Below are 25,451 nucleotides of genomic sequence, written 5' to 3'. Positions count from 1 at the left end.
GCAACCTGACAACGCCGTAAGTCACGTGCGCGGCGGCTCGCCGTCGTCCTCGTGATGGAACAGCGTGAGGAACTGTCGCGCGGGGATGCTGAGCGGCCGGTCGCGCCGCACGAGGCTGCCGTACGACGGCAGCTTCTGCGCGAGCGTGTAGTCGACGATCGCGACGAGCCCGTGCTCCGCGTTGCGCTGCGCGACCGTCAGCGGGATCACGCCGAGCATCTGCGAGCGGTCGACGAGGTTCATCGTCGTCAGCATCGAGCCGGTCTCGATCAGCCCGCGCGGCATCGGCTGGTGATGCATCCGGAACTCGCCCTCGATAACCTCGCGCGCCGGGCTGCCGCCCGGCTGCAGGATCCACGAATATGCAAGCAGCGCGTCGAACCCGACCGGCCCCGCGCCCGCGAGCGGATGGTCGCGGCCGCAGACGATCGCGAGCGCCTCGTCGTCGACCGCGCGGAACACGCAGTCGCTGCCGGCGTTGCGGCCGATCACGACCTCGAGCACGCCTTCCTGCAATTGCGGCATGAGCCGGTCGCTGGTGTCGACCGCGATCTCGATCGCGAGCAGCGGATAGCGCGCCTTCAACTTCACGAGCGCCTCGGTGAGCCGCCCCGGCGACGCGGCCATGATGCTGCCGATCGCGAGCCGCCCGGCGCTGCCGAGCTGCAGCTCCGCGAGCTCGCGGTTCAGCGCCTCCATGCTGCCGCGGATCCCGCGGAAATAGCCGAGCACGCGCTCGCCGGCCGGATTCAACACGAGGCCGCGCCCGACACGATCGAACAGCCGCTGGCCGAGCGCGTTCTCGAGCTCGTGCAGCATTTTCGTGGCGGCCGGCTGCGTGAGGCCGAGCCGGGCGGACGCCGCGCGCAGCGTCGAGCATTCGTCGACCGCGAGCAACAACGCGATCTGACGCATCCGCAGCCGGTTCAGCAACTGCGGCGTCGAGTCGCGTTTGTCGATTGAGCCCATATTTGATTACCTCAGGTTATCGATTCATCAAGAGTTTTCAATTTACGGGCACGTTCCGTCTACCTAGCATGAACCCCATATCAGAAACAGCCGGGTTCCGGCGAAAACGGAGACGCACTATGCAGATGGATTCAACGGTTGCGCGCCGCGCGGCGCATGCGGGAGAACCCGCATGACGGCCCCGTCGAGCTTGCCCGTCGTCGCGCTGACGCTCGGCGATCCCGCCGGCATCGGTGCCGAGCTGATCGCGAAGCTGCTCGCGCGCCCCGATGCGACGTCCCGCGCGAACCTCGTGCTGATCGGCGACCGCTGGCTGTGGGAAGCCGGCCAGCGCGTTGCCGGTGTGCAAGTCGACGTCGAGCCGATCGGGTCGCTCGCCGCCGCGCGCAACCGGCCGTCGATCGCGCGCCCCGCGTTCGTCGGAATCGACACGATCGACCCGGCACAAGTGAAGTTCGGCGAGGTCGGCGCGGCCGGCGGCCGCTCGGTGCTGACCGTGCTGAACCTGTGCATGGACGCCACGCTCGCCGGCGAGGTCGACGCGATCTGCTTCGCGCCGCTGAACAAGCACGCGATGAAGCTAGGCGGCCTGAAGCACGAGGACGAGCTCCACCACTTCGCCGAATACCTCGGCGTGACCGGCTACTTCTGCGAATTCAACACGCTCGGCGAGCTGTGGACGTCGCGCATCTCGTCGCACGTGCCGCTGAAGGACGCGCCGGGCTACCTGAGCGTGGAGCGGATCGAGCAGGCGTCGGAGCTGATCTACCGGTCGCTGCTCGCGAACGGCATCGCGGCGCCGAAGGTCGCGATCGCCGCGTTCAATCCGCACGGCGGCGACGGCGGCAGCTGCGGCCGCGAAGAGATCGACATCATCGAGCCCGCGGTGGAGAAGCTGCAGGCGCGCGACTGGCCGACCGACGCGCCGTTCCACGGCCCGTTCCCGGCCGACACGATCTTCCTGAAGGCTCAGGCCGGCGATTACCAGGCGATCGTCACGATGTACCACGACCAGGGGCAGATCGCGATCAAGCTGCTCGGCTTCTCGCGCGGCGTGACCGTGCAGGGCGGGCTGCCGGTGCCGATCACAACGCCCGCGCACGGCACCGCGTATGACATCGCGGGCCGCGGCACCGCCGACGTCGGCGCGACCTGGCAGGCCTTGCAGATCGCCTGCCGGATGGGCGCCGCGCGCCGGCAGCAGACGATTTCCGCGTAACGGCCGTCCGGCCGCCCGCGCGCTTCACGACGCATCGAAACACGACGAAACACGACGAAACACATCGAATCTCAGGAGACACCGTAATGAAGATCAAGGCCGTACGCGCCCGCGTATACCAATGGAAGGGCAAGACCGTGCCGCCGCAGGGCAATTTCTGCGCGAACGCGATGGACCTGCTGTACGCGCCGCAGGAAACGATGAGCACGTTCCGCTTCCATTCGTGGACGGTCGTCGAAGTCGAGACCGACGACGGGATCGTCGGTTACGGCAACGTCGCGCTGGCGCCGCAGGTCGCGAAGGCGATCATCGACCAGTACCTCGCGCCGCTCGTGATCGGCCAGGACCCATGGGACTACGAATACCTGAACCAGCGGATGTACCGCGCGACGCACGCATGGGGCCGCAAGGGGATCGGGATGGCCGCGATCTCGGGCGTCGACATCGCGATCTGGGACATCCTCGGCAAGAGCGTCGGCAAGCCGGTCTTCAAGCTGCTCGGCGGCCGCACGAAGGAGAAGATTCCGTGCTACTACTCGAAGCTCTATCGCACCGACCTGAAGGACATGCAGGCCGAGGCGCAGAAATTCCTCGACCAGGGCTTCCGGGCGTTCAAGATGCGCTTCGGCTACGGGCCCGCGCACGGGCAGCAGGGCGTCGTCGAGAACCTGAAGTCGGTCGCCGCGGTCCGTGAAGTGATCGGCTACGACAACGACCTGATGCTCGAGTGCTACATGGGCTGGAACCTCGAGTACGCGAAGCGGATTCTGCCGAAGCTCGAGCAGTATCAGCCGCGCTGGCTGGAAGAGCCGGTGATCGCCGACGACATCGACGGCTACGCGGAGTTGAACCAGCTGACGAGCATCCCGATCTCCGGCGGCGAGCACGAGTTCACGCTGTATGGATTCAAGCAGCTGCTCGACCGCAAGGCGGTGTCGGTGGTCCAGTACGACACCAACCGCGTCGGCGGCATTACGATGGCGCACAAGATCAACGCGCTGTGCGAGGCGTACAGCGTGCCGGTGATCCCGCATGCGGGCCAGATGCACAACTATCACCTGACGATGAGCTCGCTCGCGTCTCCGATGAGCGAGTACTTCCCGATGTTCGACGTCGAGGTCGGCAACGAGCTGTTCTATTACATCTTCGACGGCGAGCCGGTCGCCGAGAACGGCTACCTGCAGCTGCGCGACGACGTGCCGGGCCTCGGCCTCACGCTGAAGACCGAGTTCCTCGACCAGTTCGATATCGTGGAGTGATCACGCCGCGCTGGCGCCGCTGAGATCCGTTTGTCGCGCGGACGGGCAGGCGTTTGCGCAGAGGCGGAACGCCCATGCGTTCCGCACGGGCGGCCGGCTCCATGCCGGTTCGTCACGGCGTAACAGGCGGTCCATCAGAAGTCCGCCGCTGCCAACTACCCAAAAATGGAGACACCATGACTGTGCTGACCCCGGCCAACCCGGCTTACGACGCCGGCGAAGCCATTCCACGCCGCCGCTGGCTGCGCGTGATTCCGCCGCTGCTGCTCGCGTGCGTCATCTCTTACATGGATCGCGTGAACATCGCGTTCGCGATGCCTGGCGGGATGAACGCCGATCTCGGCATGGACGCGACGATGGCCGGTCTGGCCGGCGGGATCTTCTTCTTCGGCTACCTGTTTCTTCAGATTCCCGGCGGCAAGCGCGCGGCGCTCGGCAGCGGCAAGAAATTCATTGCGTGGTCGCTCGTCAGCTGGGCCGCGCTGTCGGGGCTGACCGGCCTCGTCACGCATACGTGGGAGCTGCTGACGCTGCGCTTCCTGCTCGGCGTCGCCGAAGGCGGGATGCTGCCCGTCGTGCTGACGATGGTCAGCAACTGGTTCCCCGATCGCGAACGCGGGCGCGCGAACGCGATGGTCATCATGTTCGTGCCGCTCGCCGGGATGATCACCGCGCCGCTGTCCGGCTACATTCTCGCCGCGTACGACTGGCGCCACCTGTTTTTCAGTACGGGCGCGCTGTCGCTGCTGTTCCTGATCGTCTGGATGCTGCTCGCCGACGACGGCCCCGAGACCGCGCGCTGGGTGTCGCCGCGCGAGAAGGCGTACATTCTCGACGCGCTGCGCGAAGAGCAGGAGCGCAAGCGCGCGTCGGGCAAGCCGACCTCGGCGTCGTTCGGCGCGATGATGCGCAACCCGACGATCTGGCTGCTGATCGCGATCAACTTCTGCTACCAGGTCGGCATCTACGGCTACACGATGTGGTTGCCGACGCTGCTGAAGAACCTCACGCACACCGGCATGGGCAAGATCGGCCTGCTCGCGATGCTGCCGTACATCGCGATGGTAATCGGCATGTTCGTGACGTCGTATCTGTCCGACCTGACCGGCAAGCGCCGCCTGTTCGTGTTGCTGCCGCTCGTCGGCTTCGCCGCATGCCTCGCGCTGTCGGTGCTGACGCACGAGACGATGCTCGTGTCGTTCGCGTTCCTGATCGGCTGCGGCTTCTTCCTGCAGGCGGCGGCCGGCGTGTTCTGGGCGATTCCGCCTAAGCTCTGCAGCCCTGAGACCGCCGGCAGTGCGCGCGGCCTGATTAACGCGCTCGGCAACCTCGGCGGCTTCTGCGGCCCGTACGCGGTCGGTGTGCTGACCCAGCACGTGAGCTCGGCGGCCGGCGTGTACAGCCTTGCGGTTACGCTCGCGGTGGCCGGCCTGCTCGCGCTGACGTTGCCGAAGCGCTGCGAGGACTGAGAAGTCCATTAACGATTAACGATTGACGATTGTGAACGCACAACGCAACGCACCCACACTCGCTGCCGCACGACATGCGTGCCGCAGCGAAACCTCGAAGGACGGAGATTCACAATGAACGACATCCTGCTGCTGGTGCAGAAATGTGCCCATACTTTCAGCTTTTACGATCTGGAGACGAAGGCGGCGCTCAAGCACATCGTGCTGCCGAATTTCCCGCACGAGTTCACCGTCGACGCGGAGCGCCGCTTCGCGTACGTCGGCATCTTCGGGATCGAAACCGCGTGGACGCGTGGCCAGGACGGGGATCACCGGATCGCCGAGATCGATCTGCACGAGCGCAAGCTCACGCGGATGCTGGACCTGTGGCCGTACTACCGGCCGCACGGGATGGCAAGCGACCACGACGGGCGTCTGTACGCGATGAGCGAGGCGAACGACATGCTGCTCGTGTTCGATCGTCCGCGCGAGCAGACGGTGCCGAACCTGGCAGTGCCGTCCGGCGGCGTGAAAACGCACCTCGTCACGCTGACGCGCGACGCGAGCCGCGCGTACGGCGTGCATCTGCTGTCGAACACGGTCACGCAGTTCGATCCGCGCGACGCGACCGTGACGCCGCGCGCGGTGATGCCGGGGCCGCGCCCCGAAGGCAACGCGCTGTCCAGCGACGAGAAGACGCTGTTCGTCGCGAACCGCGGCGACGACACGCTCGTCGCGATCGACACTGCGACGATGACCTGCGGCCGCCGCGTGAAAACGCGCAACGATCCGAACCGTATCTACCGGACGAGCTCGGCCGACGGCCGCGATCTGCTGCTGCTGACGAATTCGGGCGAACAGTCGATCTCGGTGTTCGACGCGGAACTGCTGGAGGAAGTCGAGCGCATCGCGCTGCCGGCGAATCCGACCGCGCTGTCGTTCCATCCGTCGCGGCCCGCCGCCTATGTGTCGTTCCAGGACGATCACGTGCGCGAGCTCGACCTGACTGCCTGGTGCTTCGTCAACGAGATGCCGACGCTGCGCGAGCCGGACGCGTCCTATGTGCTCGCAAGCGGCCGCTGATCCGCGCGCGGACGACGCGGCGTTCGCGCTGCCGGATGCGATCGTCGACGCGCATCATCACTTGTGGCGCCTGAACGGCGACGTTCGCTATCCCTGGCTGCAGGGCGCGTACGATCCCGAGCACTTCATCCTCGGCGATTACGCGGACCTGTGCAACGACTTCGGCGTCGACGAATTCCGGCGCGCGGCCGGCGGCGCGCCGGTCGTCGCGAGCGTGCACGTCGAAGCGGAGTGCCTGCGCGACGACGCGCTCGCGGAAACGCGCTGGCTGCATGACGTCGCGGCGCGTTATCCGATTCCGTCCGCCGTCGTCGCGTGGGTCGACCTGCTCGCCGACGATGCCGACGAACGCCTCGCCGAGCAGGCCGCGTATCCGCTCGTGCGCGGCGTGCGCTTCAAGCCGCGCACGTCGGCGACGCCGGACGCCACGGTCGATGGCCCTGGCACGCTGAGCGACCCGCGTTGGCCGCGCGCGCTCGAACGGCTCGCCGCGCACGAGCTGTGCTGGGATTTGCGCGTGCCGTTCTGGCATCTCGACGAAACGGCCGCGCGGCTCGCCGATGCGCCGGCGGTCGATGTGGTGCTCGAACACGCGGGGCTGCCGTGGGACCGTTCGGACACCGGTCTCGCGCGCTGGCGGCGCGGGATGGAAGCGCTCGCCGGGCAGCCGCGCGTGTCGGTGAAGCTGTCCGAATTCGGGTTGCGCGACGCCGCATGGAACGACGCGGAGAATCGCCGGATCATCGGCGACGCGGTCGCGATCTTCGGCGCCGAACGCTGCATGTTCGCGAGCAACTTTCCAGTCGCCGGATTGCGGATCGCGTATCCGGCGCTGGTGCGGACGTTCGCGGCCGCGATCGCGGACCGGCAGCTGAACGACGCGGCACGCCGCGCGATCTGGCATGACAACGCGATCCGGATCTACCGGATCGATCTCGACGAAGCTCGCAAACGGGACACACAGACAGGACGATGATGCAGATCACCGGAGAGATGTTGATTGGCGGCGCGTCGGTACGCGGCGCGGAAGGGACGGTGTTCGCATTCGACCCGGCGCGCGGCACGGCGCTCGAGCCGCCATTCGGCGCGGGCAGCGCGGACGACGTCGACCGCGCGTGCCGGCTCGCGCATGCGGCGTTCGATGTATTCCGGGCGGCGCCGCTCGACACGCGCGCGCGCTTTCTCGAGACGATCGCCGAGAACATTCTCGCGCTCGGCGACGCGCTGATCGAGCGTGCGCATCAGGAATCGGCGCTGCCGGTCGCGCGGCTCGAAGGCGAGCGCGGACGGACGGTCGGGCAATTGCGGCTCTTTGCGTCGCACATACGCGACGGGCGCTGGCTCGCCGCGACGATCGATCCCGCGCAGCCCGAGCGCAAGCCGCTGCCGCGCGCGGACCTGCGTCTGCAGAAGATTCCGGTCGGGCCGGTCGCGGTGTTCGGCGCGAGCAATTTCCCGCTTGCGTTCTCGGTCGCGGGCGGCGACACCGCATCCGCGTTAGCGGCCGGATGCCCGGTCGTGGTGAAGGCGCATCCTGCGCATCTCGGCACGTCGGAGCTTGTCGGGCGCGCGATCCAGCAGGCGGTGCGCGCGTGCAGCCTGCCGCAAGGCACGTTTTCGCTCGTGATCGGCGCGGGCAACGCGATCGGCGAGGCGCTCGTCGCGCATCCGGCGATCAAGGCGGTCGGCTTCACCGGCTCGCGCGGCGGCGGCCTCGCGCTGATGGACATCGCCGCGAAGCGTCGCGAGCCGATTCCGGTGTATGCGGAGATGAGCAGCATCAATCCGTTCTTCGTGCTGCCGGGCGCGCTCGCGAAGCGCGGCGCGAAGATCGCGCGCGGGTTCGTCGATTCGCTGACGCTCGGCGTTGGGCAGTTCTGCACGAATCCGGGGCTCGTCGTCGTGCTCGACGGGCCCAATACGCAGGCGTTCGTCGATGCGGCCGCGCAAGCGTTGGGGCAGAAGGGCGCGCAGACGATGCTGACCGCCGGCATTGCGGCTGCGTATGCTAATGGGATCGCCGAGCGTGCGGCGGGCGGGGAAGTGCATGCGCTCGCGCGCGGCGCCGACACGGACGCGAAAAGCGCCGCGTGCCCGGCGTTGTTCGCGACGTCGCAGCAAGCGTTCATGTCGGACCCGCAACTCGGGGACGAAATCTTCGGGCCGACGTCGCTGATCGTGACCTGCAAGAATGTCGACGAGATGATCGCGCTCGCGGAGCACCTCGAAGGGCAGCTCACGGCGACGCTGCACGTCGAGGCGGACGACGTCGCGCTCGCGCGGCGCCTGCTGCCGACGCTCGAACGCAAGGTGGGACGGATTCTCGCGAACGGCTATCCGACCGGCGTCGAGGTGTCGCATGCGATGGTGCATGGCGGGCCGTTCCCAGCGACGTCCGATCCGCGCACGACATCGGTCGGCACGATGGCGATCGAGCGTTTTCTGCGGCCGGTTTGCTATCAGGATCTGCCCGCGGAACTGCTGCCGCTCGCGCTGCAAGACGACAACCCGCTCGATATCTGGCGGGTGCGCGACGGCCGGCTCGGCCAGGGTTAGACTGGCACACGATGCAATCGCCGAATGCCGTACATCCCGAATACGCCGACGCAGTGCCGTAGATACTGAAGTCATACCATTCCATCGCACTGCCGGCGACACTGGCGCTGATGACGCGTCTGAGATCCCGATTCGTGACGGCAAGATCCGTCTCGTGCACCGTTGAGATGCTGGTGGTGACATGTCCCGTCATTCCTGTTTCCTTGCTCCGTGGATTCTCGTTCCGTCGTTTCGACGCCGTGCTTGCGCTCTTGCACTTTGAAACGGTGTACCTGCAAAACTGCGATCGTATTCAACGCCGAGATGCCAGCAGACCGCCTCGACGACAAGTTCATGGTCGGCTTCGCCGGTGAGCCCGGCAATTGCCGCCGCGCCTTCCAGTCCCTGTCCGCGAACGAATAGCGGTATTGCGCCACCCTCGGCGCTGTACGCTTCACTATCGAATCCGAAATCCAACAGCGAACGACCGCTCTGCCGCAGCCGAAAGCCAACTTCCATCGAGCTCTGCCCAAACGCCAGCGCGGTCTTCAGCCGTGCCTGCAATCGCGTCTCGTCAAGCGTTCCGGAGCCGTCGAGCGCGCAAAAGAACAACGTCTGCTTTGGCCTTGCTATACAAACGGCGATGGACAACCCGCGCCGCAAGGCAAGGTTGATGGCAATCTCGCCCATGGCTCTCGCCGCGGCGGCGTCCAGTCGAGGCAAGACGGTCGAACGCGCCTGCTTGCGCAGGCGACCTAGCTGATTGGCATGAACTTTTTCTGCTGGCATGACGGCCTCACGCCCCGCATCGGGTCCATTCGCTCGCCGAGAGACGCCATTGGCGACCCATCCTGAGAGACTCACTTGTGGTTCTCAATACCGGCATGAAGATTGAGGAATTCACCCATCCGGCGACGCGCCAGATCCGGACGGATCAGGACGCCCGCAGTATCCGCTTTCCGGAACACGTCGGCGTAATGCAGAACCGACCTGGCCGACTGCATGCCACCGGCCATCGAGAAGTGGCTTTGATGACCGTTCAGCCACGCGAGGAATACGACACCCGCCTTGTAATACTGCGTTGGCGCTACAAAGAGCTCGCGCGACAGCGAGATCGTCGGCCCTATCAACTGGTGGTACCGTTCGAGGTCGCCAGCTGCAAGCGCAACCAATGCGCGGGATGCCACGGGCGCGATCGGGTCGAAGATGCCAAGCAATGCGTGCGATTGGCCTGTGCTGTCACCCGCAATCAGGTCGCCGTAGTTGTAATCGTCACCGGTGAACATTAAAACGCCTTCAGGAAGCTGGGACCGCAGCTGACGCTCGTACTCGGCATTCAGCAACGAAATCTTGATCCCTTCGATGTTGCTGCGGTGCTGTCTGATGATGTCGAGGACCGTTGCCATCGCCGTCTGCACGTCACTGCTGCCCCAGTATCCGGCAAGGGACGCGTCGAACGCATCGCCGAGCCAGTGCAGAACGACCTTGTTGCGCGACGAGGAGATCACGGCGTCGTAGACGTTCTTGTAGTCGTCGGCAGAGCGGGCCGCAGCACAGAGCGCGCGGCTTGCCATCATGATCGGGCGGCCGCCCGCGGATTCCACTACCTCGAACTGCTCGTTGTACGCATTGATGATGTCCGACAGTGAGTGGCGTCGCGTACTATCCAGATGATCGGTGCCCGCCCCACAGGCAAGGTCTGCACCTGGGATCGTACGAGCATGGGCGACGCTGCGTCGGATCAGTTCGGCAGCCGTTGGCCAGCCAATGCCCATGCCTCGCTGCGCCGTGTCCATCGCTTCGGCGACTTTGAAGCCCAGGCTGTAGAGATGCTCGCGAAACGCAAGCGTGCTATCCCAATCGACGCGCGGCGCGTCGCCCCATGGTTCGTACGCGGCGCGCGGATCAACAACAACGTGTGCTGCTGCGTAGGCAATGCGGTTAAACGTTGGCGTCGTCGCGAGTGGCGCCGCGTCTTCCTGATGCTGCATCGCGTAGGTTTGGATCGTGCCGTCGTGGGCTGGCAGATTGATCTTCATGAAACCCTCTCAATGTCTGGATTGGATGATCATGTCGGCCGCTTTCTCAGCCACCATGATCGTCGGTGCGTTGGTGTTGCACGAAGGCACGAACGGCATGACTGATGCGTCGACCACGCGCAATCCGTCGAGGCCGATCAGACGAAGATCGGGTGTGACGACACTATCCGGATCGTTCGCGGAGCCCATCCGGCATGTGCCGACTGGATGGTGGTCGGTTTTCGCATTCGCGCAGGCGTAATCGAAAAGCTCCTGATCCGTGTTTGCACGCGGGCCTGGAAGGACTTCACTTTGCACATACCGCTTCATGGCGGGCGCGCTGATGATGTCTCGCGCAAGCCGCAGGCCCTTGATCGCCATGTCGCGATCGTGAGTATCGGACCAGTAGTTCGGATCAAGCAGCGGGGCGGCGGAGGGATCGGAACTCGACAGGCGAACCGTGCCTCGCGAGCGGGGCCGAAGGTAAGCGGTGTTTAGCGTCACGCCGGCGTTTTTCAGTTTCGCCATGCCGGCTTCGATGCCCGATCCCAACCCCAGATGAAACTGGATGTCGGGGGACCGGTCGCGCGACGTTGCATCGCGGTCGGCATACCAGAAACCTCCCGTTTCGAAGAGGCTTGAGGCGACAGGTCCTTTCTTCAGCACCAGGTATTGCAGTGCGGCCCACGCGGCGTGGTGCAGCTTGTTGTATTTGTCGTAGGTGTGATCGCCGGTACATTCCGCGATCACGAAAAGGTCCAGGTGGTCCTGCAGATTCTCGCCGACGCCTTTAAGGTTGTGAATGGTTTTGATGCCCACCGATTCCAGATGACCGGCCGGGCCGATCCCGGACTGCATCAGCAGTTTCGGCGAGCCGATCGCGCCCGACGAGACGATGACCTCGCGCTCCGCGCGGACGACCTGCGGATCGCGTCCACCATCCACAACGAGTTCCACCCCAACCGCCCGGTTCGCCTCGACAAGCACGCGCAGCGATCGGGTCTGCATCCAGACAGTCAGGTTCGGCCGGTCCAGAACAGGCCTGATGAACCCGGTCGCCGTGGAGGAGCGCCGTGCATCGAGCTGGGTGAGCTGGTAATACCCAAGTCCTTCCTGGCTCGCGCCATTGAAATCGGGGTTAAAAGGAATCCCCAGTTCCTGTCCAGCCTGAAAGAACGCTTCGCAGATCGGCAACGGGCTGATCGGATTCGACACCCCTAGCGGGCCGCCGTAGCCGTGATACTCGTTGGCAAAGCGCTGATTGTTCTCGGAGCGCTTGAAGTAGGGCAGAACATCGCGATAAGACCAACCGGTGGCGCCTGCCTTGCTCTCCCATTCGTCGTAGTCGGCAGGCACGCCGCGCGTATAGAGTTGGGCATTGATGGACGAACCACCTCCGATCACCTTGGCCTGAGTGAAGCGCAGGACACGATTGTTCAGATGCTTTTGCGGCACGGTGTACCACCCCCATGACCCGATGCCCCTGGTCATCTTTGCGAAGCCCGCGGGCATCGCAAAGAAGGGATGGCGGTCAGAGCCGCCCGCTTCCAGCAGCAGGACTTTCACCGAGGGGTCGGCGCTGAGGCGATTGGCCAGCACGCAGCCCGCCGAACCACCGCCCACAATCACGTAGTCGTATGTTGTCGTTTTCATGTCAGTCAGCTTCAAAAAGCGGGAATGGACAGGCCGCCGTCCACATTCAGAACACTCCCCGTGGCAAACGGGAGCGAGCCGTCGGCTAGCGTGGCGACGGCCTGGCCGACCTCGTCGCTTTCACCCCAGCGCCCGGCCGGAACGAGACCCTGTTCGAAACGTGTCTCGTACTTTTGCGCTACGCCCGCCGTCATCGGCGTTCTGATGATTCCGGGTCTGACTTCGAAGACGGCGATATTCGCGCGGGCCAGCCTCAGCGCGAACAGCCGGGTCATCATCGGCAAGGCGGATTTCGACAGGCAGTACTCGGCGCGTTCGGGTGAGGCCATCTCCGCGGATACCGACGAGACCGTGATGATCGAACGGGCAAAGTCGGAAGGTGTGGCTGCCATGTGGCGCGCCACTGCTTGCGACATGAAAAACGTTCCGCGCAGGTTGATGCCGATAACGGCATCGAACGCTTCAGATGAGACGTCGAGCAGATCGCCGCGGCTCGGTGAACCGATACCTGCGTTGTTCACAAGGCACGCCACGCCGCCTTTGAAACGGACGGCCTTCTCGAGAACCTCGGCATGCGAACCAATGTCGCTCAGATTGCTCTGTATAAAGAGCGCATCCCGGCCTTCGTGCCTGATCAGCGAGCAGGTGTGCTCCGCTTCTTCATCTTGTACGACATCCGTCAAAACAACATCGAAGCCGCGGCGCGCGAGCGCTACGCAGATCGATCGACCGATGCCTCTCCGGCCGCCTGTTACCAGTGCGGTCGGGGACTTTCCCACTGACTTGCTCATGGCTACACCATCTTTCAATTCGCGTAGCGCCGTAGCGCCGTGCGAGGCTCAATGAATCCGGGCTTCCGTTTCAGCGTCGAAGAGGACGAGTTTCGACAGATCCACCCGTAGCTCGCAGCGCTCCCCTGACCGGTGAAGCAGATCGGCTCCCAAACGGGCAGACACTTCCATGCCGCCGAATTCCAGAACGGCTAGCGTGTCGGGCCCGGTCGGCTCGAGTACGTTAATCTTCACTGGGACAGTGCGGATGGACGACGTGGCGCGCTCGTTCTCGACGCCTATCGCTTCGGGGCGAAGTCCCGCTATCACGTTTTTCCCGACATACCGTTCCACAGCTGCCGGTTGGGGCGGCAAGGCAAGATCGACCCCATCCTGACCGCTGCCGATGTGAAGGTTGAGCGCGCCGTTCTTCTGCTCGATGCGAGCCGGAATGAGGTTCATCGATGGCGAACCCATGAAGGTGGCCACGAACGTATTCGCGGGTGTGTTGTAGACCTCAGCGGGCGTGCCGAGCTGCTGAAGAATGCCGCCCTTCATCACGGCGATCCGGGTAGCAAGCGTCATCGCCTCGATCTGGTCGTGCGTGACGTAGACGATCGTTGCACCGAGCCGCTGATGCAGCTTCTTGATTTCGGTGCGCATATCGACCCGAAGCTTGGCGTCGAGATTCGAAAGCGGCTCGTCGAAGAGAAAGATCTTCGGGTGCCGCACCAGTGCCCGGCCCATCGCGACACGCTGACGCTGACCGCCGGAAAGCTGGGCAGGGCGCCGGTCCAGCAAGTGCTCGATCTGCAGGAGGCGCGCTGCGTCCTGCACGGCCTTCTCGCGTTCCGGCTTCGGCACTTTTCGCATCTCGAGGCCGAAGCTGATGTTCTGGCCGACGGTCATGTTCGGATACAGCGCATAGCTCTGGAACACCATCGCGATGTCGCGTTCGCTCGGATGCAGGTCGTTAACCTTGTCGGCACCGATCCGGATTTCACCGCCACTCAGTGTGTCGAGGCCCGCAATCAGGGAGAGCAGGGTGGACTTGCCGCAACCGGACGGACCGACCAGAACGAGGAAGTCCCCGTCCTCAACATCGATATTGATCTCGCGAAGGATTTCAGTGGAACCGTATGCCTTGCGGACATTGGATACGTGGAGAGAAGACATTTTTTACCCCTTGACCGAACCGGCCATCAAACCGCGAACGAAGTAACGACCGCCGATCACATAGACCAGAAGCGTGGGCAAGGCGGCGATCATTGCCGTTGCCATCTGGACGTTGTATTCCTTGACACCGGTGGACGTGTTGACGATGTTGTTGAGCGCGACCGTGATCGGCGCCGTGCTGCCGGTCGTGAAGGAGGCGCCGAACAGGAAGTCGTTCCAGATATTCGTGAACTGCCAGATCACGGTGACGGTAATGATCGGCACTGAGTTCGGAAGCAGAATCCGGAAGAAGATCCGGAAGAAGCGGGCGCCGTCGATCATCGCTGCCTTGACGAGTTCGTCCGGAAACGCGATGTAGTAGTTGCGAAAGTAGAGCGTCGTAAAGCAGAGGCCATACACGACATGGACGAATACAAGGCCGGGAATCGACTGTGCAAGTCCGACCTTACCGAGGAACGATGCCATCGGGATGAGGACGATCTGAAACGGAATGAAGCAGCCGAACAGGACGAGTGCGAACAGCACGCTATCGCCCTTGAAACGCCACTTGGTCAGCACGTAGCCATTCAGTGCGCCGATCAGTGTGGATAGCGCGACGGCTGAAATCACCATCCGGAACGAGTTCCAGAAGAAGCCTTTCACGCCAGAACAATCAAGCCCCACGCACGCCGAGCCCCATGCTTTTGCCCACGCGGCGAGGGTCCATTCGTGGGGCAGGGCGAGAATGTTGCCCGCGTAGACCTCGGGCAACGGCTTGAACGAGGTCAGAAGCATCACAAGCAGCGGTACGAGGTACACGACCGCCGTTACCGCGAGCATCGAGTAGATGACGATGCGTGAGATGTAGTTGTGCTTGCCCACCACCATCTGTGGTGAGTCCCATGATTTGGCAGCCATCATTGTCTCCTTGAGGCTCAGTGATCTGACTCGATGAGTCGGCTTGACGATTCGCCTAGTGCCCGCCCGCTGTCCGGCGGGGGCGCATTTCGGAGTAGAGATACGGCACCATGATGGCTGCGACGGTGCATAGCATCATCACGGCGCTGGCGGCCCCCATGCCGAGCTCATTGCGCGTGAACGTAAACGAGTACATGAAGGTCGATGGCAGTTCAGTGGCGTAGCCGGGTCCAGCTCCGGTCAGCGCGATCACCAGCTCGTAACTCTTCACAGCCAGATGCACAAGGATGACGAGCGCGGAAATGAACACCGGGCGCAACTGCGGGATGATGATGCGGCGGTAGATGGAAGGCATCCGTGCGCCGTCGATCGACGCGGCCCTGATCATCTCCTGGTCGATCCCGCGCAGGCCGGCGAGAAACATTGCCATCACAAAGCCGGAGGCCTGCCACACCGCGGCGATCACCACCGTATAGATGGCCATGTCGTCATTGATGATCCAGTCGAACTGGAAGGTGCTCCAACCCCAGTCATGGAAGAGCTTGGTGAGTCCGAGCCCCGGATTGAGAATCCACTTCCACGCCGTGCCGGTGACGATAAACGACAGCGCCATCGGATACAGGAAAATTGCCCGTAGTCCGCCTTCGGACCTAATACGTTGATCGAGGAGGATCGCAAGCGCGAGACCGATCACGAGACACAGCACCACGTAAAGCGACGCGTAGATGCCCAGATTCGTCACCGCCACGTGCCAGCGCGGATGCTCCCAGACCCGGCCGTACTGCGTGAAACCCGCCCATTTGAAGTTGGCGAACGCGCGAGACCGGGTGAACGAGAGGATCGTCGTCCACGCGATAAAACCGTAGACAAAAACGAGCGTGACGATCAGCGTCGGACTGAGAACGAGCTTTGGAAGAATTGCTTCAAACTGGTTGCGAAAGGAGCGCCTTTTCGCAACCGGTCCGGTGGACGGATTCAAAGGGCCAGCCGCGTCGACGGAATGGGCGCGATTGTGTGAGAGCATGGCATCACCTGCACATCAAGTACAACGAAATACACGAATGGGATACCTGACGGCATCCCGTGTCACCGGCTAGTCGATCACTTCGAGTTCTCTACGGCCGTCACAAGCGCTTTCACTGCGTCCGCGGACGACTGATTCGAGTTGAAGAAATGCGTCACCACGTCATACATGGCAGTCTTCGACGATTCCGGCATCGCCTGGCCATGCGCGAAACTGCCGACCATCGTGCCGTTCTTTAGCGCCGCGCGCATGTCGTTCATCGATTTCACGCCGCATTCGTCGAAGCCGTCAGACGGTACGTCGAGGCGTGCCGGGATCGCACCTTTCACCTGGTTGAACCTCGCCTGCACGCCCTTGTCCATGACCGCTTCTGCGAAGGCATTTTCACCCGGCTGACGGTCGGTGCCCGCCTTGAAGGTCGCGAACTGGTCGGTCACGAAGATGAAGTCGCCTTGCGTGCCGGGATAGCGCATGCACAGATAGTCGACACCGGGCTTCTTGCCGGCATTCGTGAATTCGCCCTTTGCCCAATCGCCCATGATCTGCATGGCCGCTTTGCCAGTGATGACCATTGAGGTGGCAAGGTTCCAGTCGCGGCCCGAGAAGTTAGGATCGACCATGCCGCGCAGCTTGCGCATCTGCTCGAAGGCCTTTTCCATTGTCTTCGAGCCAATCGCCCTGGTATCGAGATTGACCATTGCATCCGTATAGAACTTCGGTCCACCCGCCGACATCACGGCACTGTCGAAGATCGTCGCTTCCTGCCATGCCTGTCCGCCGTGGGCGAGCGGAATGTAGCCGGCCTTACGGATCTTGTCGGCGTCGGCCACCAGTTCGTCGAAGGTCTGCGGGGGCGTCAGCTTGAGTTCATCGAAGATCTTTTTGTTCGCCCAGATCCAGTTGGTGCTGTGTACGTCGATCGGCACGGCGTACCAGTGACCATCTGCCTTCGAAAAGCGCTGGATCGGAGCCGGAACGAGCTTGTCCCAGCCTCCTTTCGCTGCCACGCTGTCGAGCGGGTTGAGAAGGCTTTGTTCCGCGTAATCCTGCACGCTGAAGCCGAGCATCTGCATCGCATCCGGCGGGTTATTCGATGCAATGCGTGCGCGCAGTACGGTTCGCGCTGCTTCACCGCCTCCACCGGCGATCGGGCTGTCCTTCCACGAGTAGCCCTTCTGCTTCAGCTCGTCCTTGAGTACGCTCAAGGACTTGGCCTCGCCGCCGGAAGTCCACCAGTGCATCACCTCCACCTGCCTGGCATCGGCCGCAACGGCGGACAGGCAGTGGCAGGCGAGCAGTCCCGCTGCGATCGCGGCAATGCGTTTCTTGATCATCTTCGTCTCCATGATTACGCTCCCTTGACGGGGTTTCTTCTCGATTGCACGGCGACCTGCCGCCGTGGCCAGGTGAAAGTGATGAGGGTCAGGCCACCGGGCGCGGTAGCCACCAGTTCTTGCGCTCGCCGATGTGAAGCTGGATCGTTTTGGTCTCGGTGTAGTCTTCAACCGCCTGCTTGCCGAGTTCACGTCCTACGCCGCTCGACTTGAAGCCGCCGAACGGCAACTCCGGATAACCGTCCAGGAATGTGTTGACCCAGACCGTTCCAGCATCGACGCCGCGCGCAACGGTCAGGCACGTGTTGATGTCGCTGCTCCAGACTGCGGCGGAGAGACCATAGGCGGTGTCGTTGGCGATATCGATTGCTTGCTGCGTATCGGAGAACGGAATGATCACGAGAACCGGGCCGAAGATCTCGTCGCGGGCGATGCCCATGTTGGGCGTGACGTCGCTGATGATCGTGGGCTCGAGATAGAGGCCTTTCGCGTCGTAGCGTTTGCCGCCAAGCCGCAGCCTGGCGCCGGCGTCGACTCCCTTGCTGATATTGCCGAGGATCTCGCTCAACTGGTTCTCGCTGACGATCGCGCCGACCTTGCAATCCGGGTGTAGCGGATCGCCGACCGGCACCTGCCGCGCGCGTTCAACAACGGCCTGAGCGAAACGCTCCGCAATGGATTCATGGACGAGCACGCGGCTGCCGCTGTTGCAGCATTCGCCGGCATTGAAATACACGCCGAAGACGACTGCATCGACCATCGCGTCCCAGTCGCAGTCGGGGAACACGATCTGCGGATTCTTGCCGCCGAGCTCGAGCGCGATCTTCTTCAGGTTCTTCGTGGCGAGGCCGCCGAGCATGCTGCCGACCCGTGTCGAACCGGTGAACGACAGCATGTCGATGGCGGGATGTTCCGCAAGCGGCTGGCCGACCGTCGGACCTTTGCCGGTCACCACGTTGACCACACCGGCGGGCACGCCGGCTTCCTCGAGCACTTCCATCAGCATGACGGTGGTGCTCGACGTCAGTTCGCTCGGTTTAACGATGCAGGTGCAGCCTGCCGCGAGCGCAAAGGGCAGCTTCTGGGAAAGGATCCACAGCGGGAAATTCCACGGTGTGATCAAGCCGACGACCCCGATCGGCTGACGCAGCACAATGCCGAGCATGTCGTCGCCGAGGCTGTCGTAGGCGTCGCCGCTGGTGGTGCGCGCGAGGCCAGCCGCGTACTGCCATAGGTCGATGCAACCGGACACTTCCCCGCGAGCCTGCGAAAGGGGTTTGCCCGTTTCAAGTGATTCGAGCAGCGACATCTTGTCGACGCGGGCCTTGATCCCGTCGGCGACCGCGAGAAGAATCCTCGCACGCTCGACGCCCTTGAGCTTCGGCCACGGTCCTTGCCGGAAGGCTGCATCGGCGGCTTTGATCGCCGCTTCAACGTCCGCACCAGTTGCTTCGGGAAACGTGCTGACAACGTGACCATGTGCCGGGCTGTGGCGTTCGAAGCGCGTGCCGTCCTGTGATTCAGTCCATGCACCGTTGATGTACATCCTGCCGCGATAGGCATCCTGCGTGGGCGCCGTGGTGGCGGTGAGCAGGGTGGGCGCGGCGGGCACTGCGGAGTTTGCAGGTTCGTTCGTCATTTCATTGACCCTCGTATTGCGCCTTGCGGCGTTCGCGGAAGCTGGCCATGCCTTCCTGGGCGTCCTGTGTCGTTGCGGACAATGCGCCGGCCATCGCTTCCAGGGTTGCGCCGGCTCCGTGTCCGGAGGCGGCGTTGATCAGTTGCTTGGTCAGTTGGACGGACACCGGCGCCAGGGTTGCGATCCTTTCGGCAATAGCGATCGCCTCTTTGAGCGACTCCTTCGGCTCCGCGATCTCGTCGATGAGCCCGATTTCGTATGCGCGGTGTGCGTCGATCCGCCGAGCCGTGAGCGCGAGCGATTTGACGTGGCTGGGACCGATCAGCGAGACCAGCCGCTGCGTGCCGGACCAGCCGGGGCAGGTGGCAATGCTCGCCTCCGGCAATGCGAAGGTCGCAGCGGGATCGGCCACACGCACGTCCGCCACCGCCGCAAGCTCCAGACCGCCGCCGAACGCCGGACCATTGATGGCGGCGACAACCGGCAAACGCAGCGTGGCCCATCGATCGAAGATTCGATGCCCGCGCGCGACCCACACACGCCACATATCGAGCGGGGCGAGCGCGGCCCATTCGTTGATGTCCGCACCGACGCAGAATGCCCGCTCGCCAGCACCGGTGAATACGACGGCACGCAGTGCCGTATCCGCTTCGAGATTTCCCGCCGCCACCTCCAACTGATCCAGCATGGAAGGCGTGAGGGAATTCAGCTTCTCGGGTCGATTGAGCGTGACGACGGCAACCGGCCCGGTTTTTTCGATCTGGATGAGCGGTTGATCAGACATGACGCGCCTCCTTGAGCTTCAAACCAAACGACGAGTCCGTGAAGATCGATGCGTCCATGGTTTTGAGCACAGGCGAAACGGCCAGCTCGATGTCAGACTGATCCAGCACGTCCTTTTGCAAATCGATGCCCGGTGCTATTTCGGTTACCTCGAGTCCATCGGGGCCGAGACGGATGACGCAGCGCTCCGTGACGTAGAGCACTTCCTGATTACGCTGCCGGCCCATGCGGCCGCTGAACGTGACGTGGTCCACGTCGGCGATGAATTTTTTCTTTCCTTCCTTGAGGATCGTGAGGCGGCCATCGCCCACTTCGAGCTTCGCGCCGGCGGTAAAGTAGCCGCTAAACACCAGCCGTTTCGCGTGCGTCGTGATGTCGATAAAACCGCCGCAGCCCGCAGTTAGATAAGGTTTGCTGGGCAACTTCGAGACATTCACGTTACCGACCCGGTCGACCTGCAGAAACGACAGCAGTGAGACGTCGAAGCCGCCGCCCTGGAAATACACGAACTGTGACGGCGAAGGCATGATCGCGTCCGCATTGCCGGCGCAGCCGAATGCGAAGCCGAGTAGGGGAATGCCGCCGACCGCGCCTTGCTCGATCACCCATGTGACGTCGTCGCGATACCCTTCCTCGAGCAGAATGCGCGGAACATTCGCAGAAATGCCGAAGCCGAGATTCACCGCATCGTTCTGCGCGAGTTCCATCGCGGCACGCCGCGCAATCACCTTGTCAGCATTCCAGTCGGAAAACGCGAAGGCACTGTCGGGCAGTTTCACTTCACCACTGATTTCCGGGTCGTATTCGATCTGCGTCGTCTGTTTCTGTTCAGGATCGACGACGACATAGTCCACGAGGTTGCAGGGGATATGCACCGCTTGCGTATGGAGCGAACCGGACTTGACCACCCGCTTGACCTGCGCGATCACAATGCCCCCGTTATTCCGTACTGCCAGCGCCTGATCCCGTCCACCGAGGAGCGCACCTTCGTGTTCGAAGGAGAGGTTGCCGCGTTCATCAGCCGTGGTGGCACGCACAATGGCAACTTGAGGAACGAAGTTCCTGTAGTGCAGCCATTCGTCCCCGTCGAACGAAACCTTCTCCACGATCGGATGTTCGGCGGCCCGCGCGTTCATGGCGCCGCCTTGCCGGGACGGATCGACATGGGTATCGAGTCCAACCTTGGTCAACACGCCAGGCCGTTTGGCGGCCACCTCGCGGTGCATGTCGAACAGCACGCCGCTCGGCAGGTTGTAGGCACGGATATCGTTGTCGACGACCATGTGCCAGATATCCGGCATGGGCAGGCTCGACGGACCACTGGGAAATGAACCGGCAATGACGGTATCGATCAAGCCCTTCTTCGCCAGATGATCGATTCCCTTGATGCCATACATATCGCCGGCAGCGATCGGGTGAAGCAGCGTGAGATTGAGCGGATGGTTCTCCTTGTCGAAGCGCGCGCCAATCGCGGCGAGCATCGCATCCGGGCAGCCGAGCCCGCTTGACGAACTCACGGTCACCACGTCGCCATCGTTGATCAGGCCGGCAGCCGTTGCCAATGAAACTACCTTGCTAGAAACCACAGTGAATCTCCTCGGACTTTCTTATCGCGCGAATTGCGTAGGAACCGGCACGTGCTCACCTGTCCCGGCGGATTTCGCTAGTGCCAGTGCGGTGATCAGGGAGCGGTATCCGTCGGCACCGGTCGCAGCCGGATCTTGCCCCTGCGTTATCGCGAGATGAAACTGGGCAACTGCCGTGACGTACAGGTCGCCGTGCGCGACATCGATGAACTCGACACCGCCGGCTGATCGCAACTGGATTTCTCCCACGGCGCGTTGGGTCATGACGTCTCGCGCGAACAGTGAACCGGCTGTGCCGTGAACTTCCAGACCCGTCGGCGCGTAGGGGACAGTGAAGGCGTCGTGGATCTGAGCAAGGACACCGTTTTTGAAACGGATGATGGCCATCACGCCGTCGGCGATGCCCGCGGCACTCATCGTTCCTGAGGCGGTCATCGCGCTGACTTCCACGGGTTCGTCGTCGAGAAGAAAGCGCAGGGTATCGACGTCGTGCACGGATATGTCCAGGACGACACCGCCGCCTGCGTCCGGACGCTCGATCCGCCAGCCGCGCAAATGCGGCGGAAGAGAGACGGCGTGAAAAACCCGCACGTAAAGCGGTGTTCCAACAGCGCCGGCACGGATAAGTTCGCGCATCTTCCGATGCGACGCCGCGCAACGCAGATGATGGTTGGTGCCGAGCATCACCTTGTTTGCGGCACAGGCTTCGATCATCTGTGCCGCCTCTACTTCCGACAGGGCGAGGGGCTTTTCACAGAGGACGTGCTTGCCGGCTTTCGCGGCGGCGAGGACCTGGGGGAGGTGTTTCTCGTTGGTGCTGCTGACGTAGACGGAATCAATTGCCGGATCGGCGAGGACAGCGTCCAGATCCGTCGATGCCATTGAAATACCGTGCTTTTGTGCGAATTCACGGGCGCGGCCGGCGTCGCCGCTAACGATGGCTTCCACCGAACCGTTCGGCTGCGACTTGATGGCGTTGACCATCCACTCGTCGGCGATGGTGCTGGCGCCTATCAGCGCCCAGCGAATTTGGGGCATCGTCTCTCTCCGTTGGAACGTTCCAACTACAGTTCGTTGGATCGTTCCAACGAACTGTAGTAGACTCAAATCACACTGTCAAACACTTTTTGGAACGTTCCAATTGTGCATAGCAACATGAAATCTGGTCCGACCATTCAGGACATTGCCGCCGAAGCTGGCGTTTCCAAATCGACGGTATCTCTGGTTTTGCAGGAGAGTCCGCGGATCAAGGCGGAAACTGCGGAAAAAGTGAGGGAGGCGGCTCGCAAACTGGGCTACGTCTACAACCGGGGCGCGGCCACGCTGAGAGGGCGGCGAAGCACGACGATCGGGATGGTGATCAACGACCTGACCAATCCCTTCTTTGTGGAGTTGCTGGTTGCAATCGAGCGGGTGCTCGCGCAATCGGGCTACACCACATTGATGGCGCACACAGCCGAAAACCTCGAAACACAAACCAGGGTTTTACGCTCGATGCGCGAGCAGAATGTCGCGGGTCTCATCATGTCTCCTGCACTCGGCACATCCGATGATTTACCCGCTGAAATCCAGTCTTGGGGCATTCCGCTGGTTCTGGTCATGCGTCCGATGGGTGCCGACGTTGACACAGTAGGTGTCGATAACGAATACGGCTTTGCCCTCGCAACTGAACATCTGATCGAGCAGGGACACACACGGATCGCTTTTGCCGGCAACCGGAAAGGCTACGCCGTTGCCAACCAGCGCCGTCAGGGCTATTTGTCTGCCATGGCGAAGCACTCTCTGTCTGTCAACGACGACTGGATTATCGATGTCGAGTTGACACCGGAGGGAGGCCGCAAGGCGGTTCGTGCGATCTTTGAGATGAAGCCGCGACCAACGGCAGTCGTTTGCTATAACGATCAGGTTGCCATCGGCGTATTGCACGAGCTCGACAGGATGGGTAAGCGCGCGGGTAAAGCGCTGGCCGTTGTGGGCTGTGACAATGTCGTGGCGGCAGAGCACACGAACCCGCCGTTGACCACGCTATTCGCCGGCGCGGACAAGCTCGGCACCATTGCGAGCGAGACGCTGCTCGCCCGGTTGAGCGAGACGCAGGAGGACGAAAAGCCGGCCGTGCAATACTTCGCGGTGCCTGCACTCGTGGTCAGAGAATCGAGTGTTGGCGCTGACGCAACGACGTCTGCGGCGACAAAAAAACAGGCACTTGTCGCTGGCGAACGATGAACTTTTCCTTCGTAATCTCCGGCAATGAAGGCGTGCCTCCCTGGTTCAATCCCATAGGCGCTGTCGCGAACATCTTGAAATAGACACGTTTAATTTTACATAATATAAATTATCAACAAACGGTGTGTTAGTCCAAAGTTCAGATGTCGTGTTTCCGCTAAATTGAAATGTCGTGTTTGCGGTTCAGGCTGGTGCCAGCCTTCCTTAAGGAGCGCTGGCCATGAACGCATCCGGGACGATCACCATGTCGATGACCGAGCTGGACCGGTTGAAGGTCGTGCAGGCCGTTTGCGAGCGGCGTCTGAAGCCGGGCCAGGCAGCGGACCGGCTTGCGTTAAGTGTGCGTCAGATTGAGCGCCTCGTGCAGCGCTATCAGGCCGCAGGAGTTGCCGGACTGGTCTCGGGCAAACGTGGTCGGCCGGGAAATCATCAATTGTCCGACGGTGTGTCGCGACGCGCGGTGGCCATCATTCGCGAGCGCTATGCCGATTTCGGGCCAACACTGGCGTGCGAGAAGCTTCGGGAATGTCACGGCATCAGTCTGTCGGTCGAGACGGTGCGCGCGCTGATGATGGCCGCCGGCCTGTGGATTCCCCGCAAGGATCGGCCGCCCAAGGTGTACCAGCCCCGCAACCGCCGCGCGTGCCTGGGTGAACTGATCCAGATTGACGGCAGCGATCACCGCTGGTTCGAGGAGCGTGCGCCGGCCTGCACGCTGCTGGTGTTTATCGACGATGCGACTGGCAGGCTGATGACGCTTCACTTCACGGCGACGGAATCGACCTTCAGCTATTTTGAGGCCCTGTCGACGTATCTGGCAGCACACGGCAAGCCCGTCGCGTTCTATAGCGACAAGTTCAGCGTGTTCTACGTCAAGGATCGGGCGAGCACGGCTGGCAAAGGCGTCACACAGTTCGGCCGCGCCCTGTATCAGCTCAATATCGAGGCGTTCTGTGCGAACACGAGTCAGGCCAAGGGGCGTGTCGAGCGCGCCAACCTGACGTTGCAGGACCGGCTCGTCAAGGAACTGAGGTTGCGTAACATCAGTACGCGGGAAGCCGCCAATGCCTATGCGCCCTCCTTCATCGCCGATTTCAACCGGCGCTTCGGCAAGCCACCGAAGAGCGACCACAACGCGCACCGGCCGCTGCGTGATGACGAGGACCTGAAGCAGATCCTGGCCTATCGCGTGGCGCGCAAGGTCTCCAATGCGCTGACAGTGCAGTACGACAGGGTGATGTACCTGTTGCAGGACACCGAGGCAAACCGGCGTCTGATGCATGAATACGTTGAGGTCGTTGAATACCGGAACGGAGCCATAGAGATTCAGGCGGCGGGCCGTGTGTTGCCCTGTCGCGAATATGACCGGATCACGCAGATTGATCAGGGCGCGGAGGTTGAGAACAAGCGGCTGTCCGCGGCACTGGCGGTTGCGCGGCTGGTGCAGGCGCAGCGCGATGACCGGCGCGTTTCCGGCTCGCCTTCACGCACCCATCTTGGCGAAGACGTCCGGGCAAGGAAGGCGCTTGCGGGCTTGAAGAAACAGCGGGCGATCACGCTAGCGGATGTCACGCAGGCCGTTCACGAGGTGAGCATCAAAAAACATGAAGAACAGGGGGTGGGCGGCTGCGCCGCCCACCCCAAAAACATAAGAAAAAGCACAGCAGCACAGCAAAACCCGACATTTCAATTTAGCGCAGACCCCGACATTTGAACTTGGCGGGGACACGGTGTGTTACGGCAAAGCTGTAATGTCGTGTTCTAGCCATTTAAAAATGTCGTGTTTGGAGCTCTGTATGCTTGCCGGTTCCTCGTGGGACTGCAGAGCCGGC

The 25,451-nt window shown here is 62.7% G+C and carries 21 protein-coding genes and 1 pseudogene; 8 read left to right on the top strand and 14 right to left on the bottom strand.

Annotation, left to right across the window (positions count from 1 at the left end):
- Nucleotides 1-21: 21 nt before the first annotated feature.
- A complete protein-coding gene (locus DSC91_RS07010; RefSeq protein WP_115777459.1) occupies nucleotides 22-969 on the bottom strand; it encodes a LysR family transcriptional regulator in 948 nt (315 codons plus the stop codon).
- A 172-nt stretch (nucleotides 970-1,141) separates the two neighbouring features.
- On the opposite strand from DSC91_RS07010, the gene DSC91_RS07005 reads away from it, so the two are divergent.
- The 6 genes from DSC91_RS07005 to DSC91_RS06980 all read left to right on the top strand — a co-directional run bounded on the left by DSC91_RS07005 (nucleotide 1,142) and on the right by DSC91_RS06980 (nucleotide 8,534).
- A complete protein-coding gene (locus tag DSC91_RS07005) occupies nucleotides 1,142-2,188 on the top strand; it encodes a 4-hydroxythreonine-4-phosphate dehydrogenase PdxA (RefSeq protein ID WP_115777458.1) in 1,047 nt (348 codons plus the stop codon).
- Nucleotides 2,189-2,274: 86 nt separating this feature from the next.
- Entirely contained in the window at nucleotides 2,275-3,447 is a 1,173-nt protein-coding gene (locus DSC91_RS07000; protein WP_115777457.1) for an L-rhamnonate dehydratase, read from the top strand.
- Between the two features lie 176 nt (nucleotides 3,448-3,623).
- Complete coding sequence (locus DSC91_RS06995) at nucleotides 3,624-4,916, top strand: MFS transporter (protein ID WP_115777456.1); 1,293 nt, start codon at nucleotides 3,624-3,626, stop codon at nucleotides 4,914-4,916.
- Nucleotides 4,917-5,030: 114 nt separating this feature from the next.
- Nucleotides 5,031-5,978: a YncE family protein gene (locus tag DSC91_RS06990; RefSeq protein ID WP_115777455.1), complete on the top strand. Its 948-nt coding sequence runs from the start codon at nucleotides 5,031-5,033 to the stop codon at nucleotides 5,976-5,978.
- Complete coding sequence (locus tag DSC91_RS06985; RefSeq protein WP_115777454.1) at nucleotides 5,956-6,954, top strand: amidohydrolase family protein; 999 nt, start codon at nucleotides 5,956-5,958, stop codon at nucleotides 6,952-6,954. Before DSC91_RS06990 ends, DSC91_RS06985 begins: the two co-directional genes overlap by 23 nt.
- Complete coding sequence (locus tag DSC91_RS06980) at nucleotides 6,954-8,534, top strand: aldehyde dehydrogenase (NADP(+)) (protein ID WP_115777453.1); 1,581 nt, start codon at nucleotides 6,954-6,956, stop codon at nucleotides 8,532-8,534. Before DSC91_RS06985 ends, DSC91_RS06980 begins: the two co-directional genes overlap by 1 nt.
- 43 nt (nucleotides 8,535-8,577) lie before the next feature.
- Here the strand turns inward: DSC91_RS06980 and DSC91_RS38180 are convergent.
- From DSC91_RS38180 to DSC91_RS06915, 13 genes and pseudogenes are all read right to left on the bottom strand, one after another.
- A pseudogene (locus DSC91_RS38180) lies at nucleotides 8,578-8,727 on the bottom strand (MFS transporter); the annotation flags it as partial.
- Nucleotides 8,724-9,302: a heme-binding protein gene (locus tag DSC91_RS06970; RefSeq protein WP_115777452.1), complete on the bottom strand. Its 579-nt coding sequence runs from the start codon at nucleotides 9,300-9,302 to the stop codon at nucleotides 8,724-8,726. The gene DSC91_RS06970 and the pseudogene DSC91_RS38180, both read right to left, overlap by 4 nt.
- A 71-nt stretch (nucleotides 9,303-9,373) precedes the next feature.
- Nucleotides 9,374-10,552 (bottom strand): dihydrodipicolinate synthase family protein, encoded by a 1,179-nt coding sequence (locus DSC91_RS06965; protein ID WP_115777451.1) that lies wholly within the window; start codon nucleotides 10,550-10,552, stop codon nucleotides 9,374-9,376.
- Nucleotides 10,553-10,561: 9 nt separating this feature from the next.
- On the bottom strand, nucleotides 10,562-12,184 hold the full coding sequence (locus DSC91_RS06960) for a GMC family oxidoreductase (protein ID WP_115777450.1): 1,623 nt from the start codon (nucleotides 12,182-12,184) through the stop codon (nucleotides 10,562-10,564).
- An 11-nt stretch (nucleotides 12,185-12,195) separates the two neighbouring features.
- Nucleotides 12,196-12,975 (bottom strand): 3-ketoacyl-ACP reductase, encoded by a 780-nt coding sequence (locus DSC91_RS06955; RefSeq protein ID WP_115777449.1) that lies wholly within the window; start codon nucleotides 12,973-12,975, stop codon nucleotides 12,196-12,198.
- A 48-nt stretch (nucleotides 12,976-13,023) separates the two neighbouring features.
- Nucleotides 13,024-14,130, bottom strand: a complete 1,107-nt coding sequence (locus tag DSC91_RS06950; protein WP_115777448.1) for an ABC transporter ATP-binding protein — start codon at nucleotides 14,128-14,130, stop codon at nucleotides 13,024-13,026.
- Between the two features lie 3 nt (nucleotides 14,131-14,133).
- On the bottom strand, nucleotides 14,134-14,997 hold the full coding sequence (locus DSC91_RS06945; RefSeq protein ID WP_162831415.1) for a carbohydrate ABC transporter permease: 864 nt from the start codon (nucleotides 14,995-14,997) through the stop codon (nucleotides 14,134-14,136).
- An 85-nt stretch (nucleotides 14,998-15,082) separates the two neighbouring features.
- Nucleotides 15,083-16,051: a carbohydrate ABC transporter permease gene (locus DSC91_RS06940; RefSeq protein WP_115777446.1), complete on the bottom strand. Its 969-nt coding sequence runs from the start codon at nucleotides 16,049-16,051 to the stop codon at nucleotides 15,083-15,085.
- 77 nt (nucleotides 16,052-16,128) lie between these two features.
- Nucleotides 16,129-17,385, bottom strand: coding sequence for an ABC transporter substrate-binding protein (locus DSC91_RS06935; RefSeq protein ID WP_115779729.1), 1,257 nt, complete (start codon nucleotides 17,383-17,385; stop codon nucleotides 16,129-16,131).
- Nucleotides 17,386-17,473: 88 nt separating this feature from the next.
- Nucleotides 17,474-19,024 (bottom strand): aldehyde dehydrogenase family protein, encoded by a 1,551-nt coding sequence (locus DSC91_RS06930; RefSeq protein WP_115777445.1) that lies wholly within the window; start codon nucleotides 19,022-19,024, stop codon nucleotides 17,474-17,476.
- 1 nt (nucleotide 19,025) lies between these two features.
- Nucleotides 19,026-19,808, bottom strand: coding sequence for an enoyl-CoA hydratase/isomerase family protein (locus tag DSC91_RS06925; RefSeq protein WP_115777444.1), 783 nt, complete (start codon nucleotides 19,806-19,808; stop codon nucleotides 19,026-19,028).
- Nucleotides 19,801-21,369 carry an acyl CoA:acetate/3-ketoacid CoA transferase gene (locus DSC91_RS06920; RefSeq protein WP_425272036.1) on the bottom strand — a complete coding sequence of 523 codons (1,569 nt, stop codon included), beginning with the start codon at nucleotides 21,367-21,369 and terminating at the stop codon, nucleotides 19,801-19,803. The genes DSC91_RS06925 and DSC91_RS06920 overlap by 8 nt, the downstream gene beginning before the upstream one ends.
- A gap of 45 nt (nucleotides 21,370-21,414) precedes the next feature.
- Nucleotides 21,415-22,431: a Gfo/Idh/MocA family protein gene (locus tag DSC91_RS06915; RefSeq protein WP_115777442.1), complete on the bottom strand. Its 1,017-nt coding sequence runs from the start codon at nucleotides 22,429-22,431 to the stop codon at nucleotides 21,415-21,417.
- A 117-nt stretch (nucleotides 22,432-22,548) separates the two neighbouring features.
- Between DSC91_RS06915 and DSC91_RS06910 the strand changes: the two genes are divergently transcribed.
- Both DSC91_RS06910 and DSC91_RS06905 read left to right on the top strand, forming a co-directional pair.
- On the top strand, nucleotides 22,549-23,619 hold the full coding sequence (locus tag DSC91_RS06910; protein WP_115777441.1) for a LacI family DNA-binding transcriptional regulator: 1,071 nt from the start codon (nucleotides 22,549-22,551) through the stop codon (nucleotides 23,617-23,619).
- Nucleotides 23,620-23,863: 244 nt separating this feature from the next.
- On the top strand, nucleotides 23,864-25,333 hold the full coding sequence (locus DSC91_RS06905; protein ID WP_373291976.1) for an ISNCY family transposase: 1,470 nt from the start codon (nucleotides 23,864-23,866) through the stop codon (nucleotides 25,331-25,333).
- Nucleotides 25,334-25,451: the final 118 nt, after the last annotated feature.

Source organism: Paraburkholderia caffeinilytica, from assembly GCF_003368325.1.
GTDB classification, from domain to species: Bacteria; Pseudomonadota; Gammaproteobacteria; order Burkholderiales; family Burkholderiaceae; genus Paraburkholderia; species Paraburkholderia caffeinilytica.
This window is presented reverse-complemented; position numbering and strand designations above follow the sequence as displayed.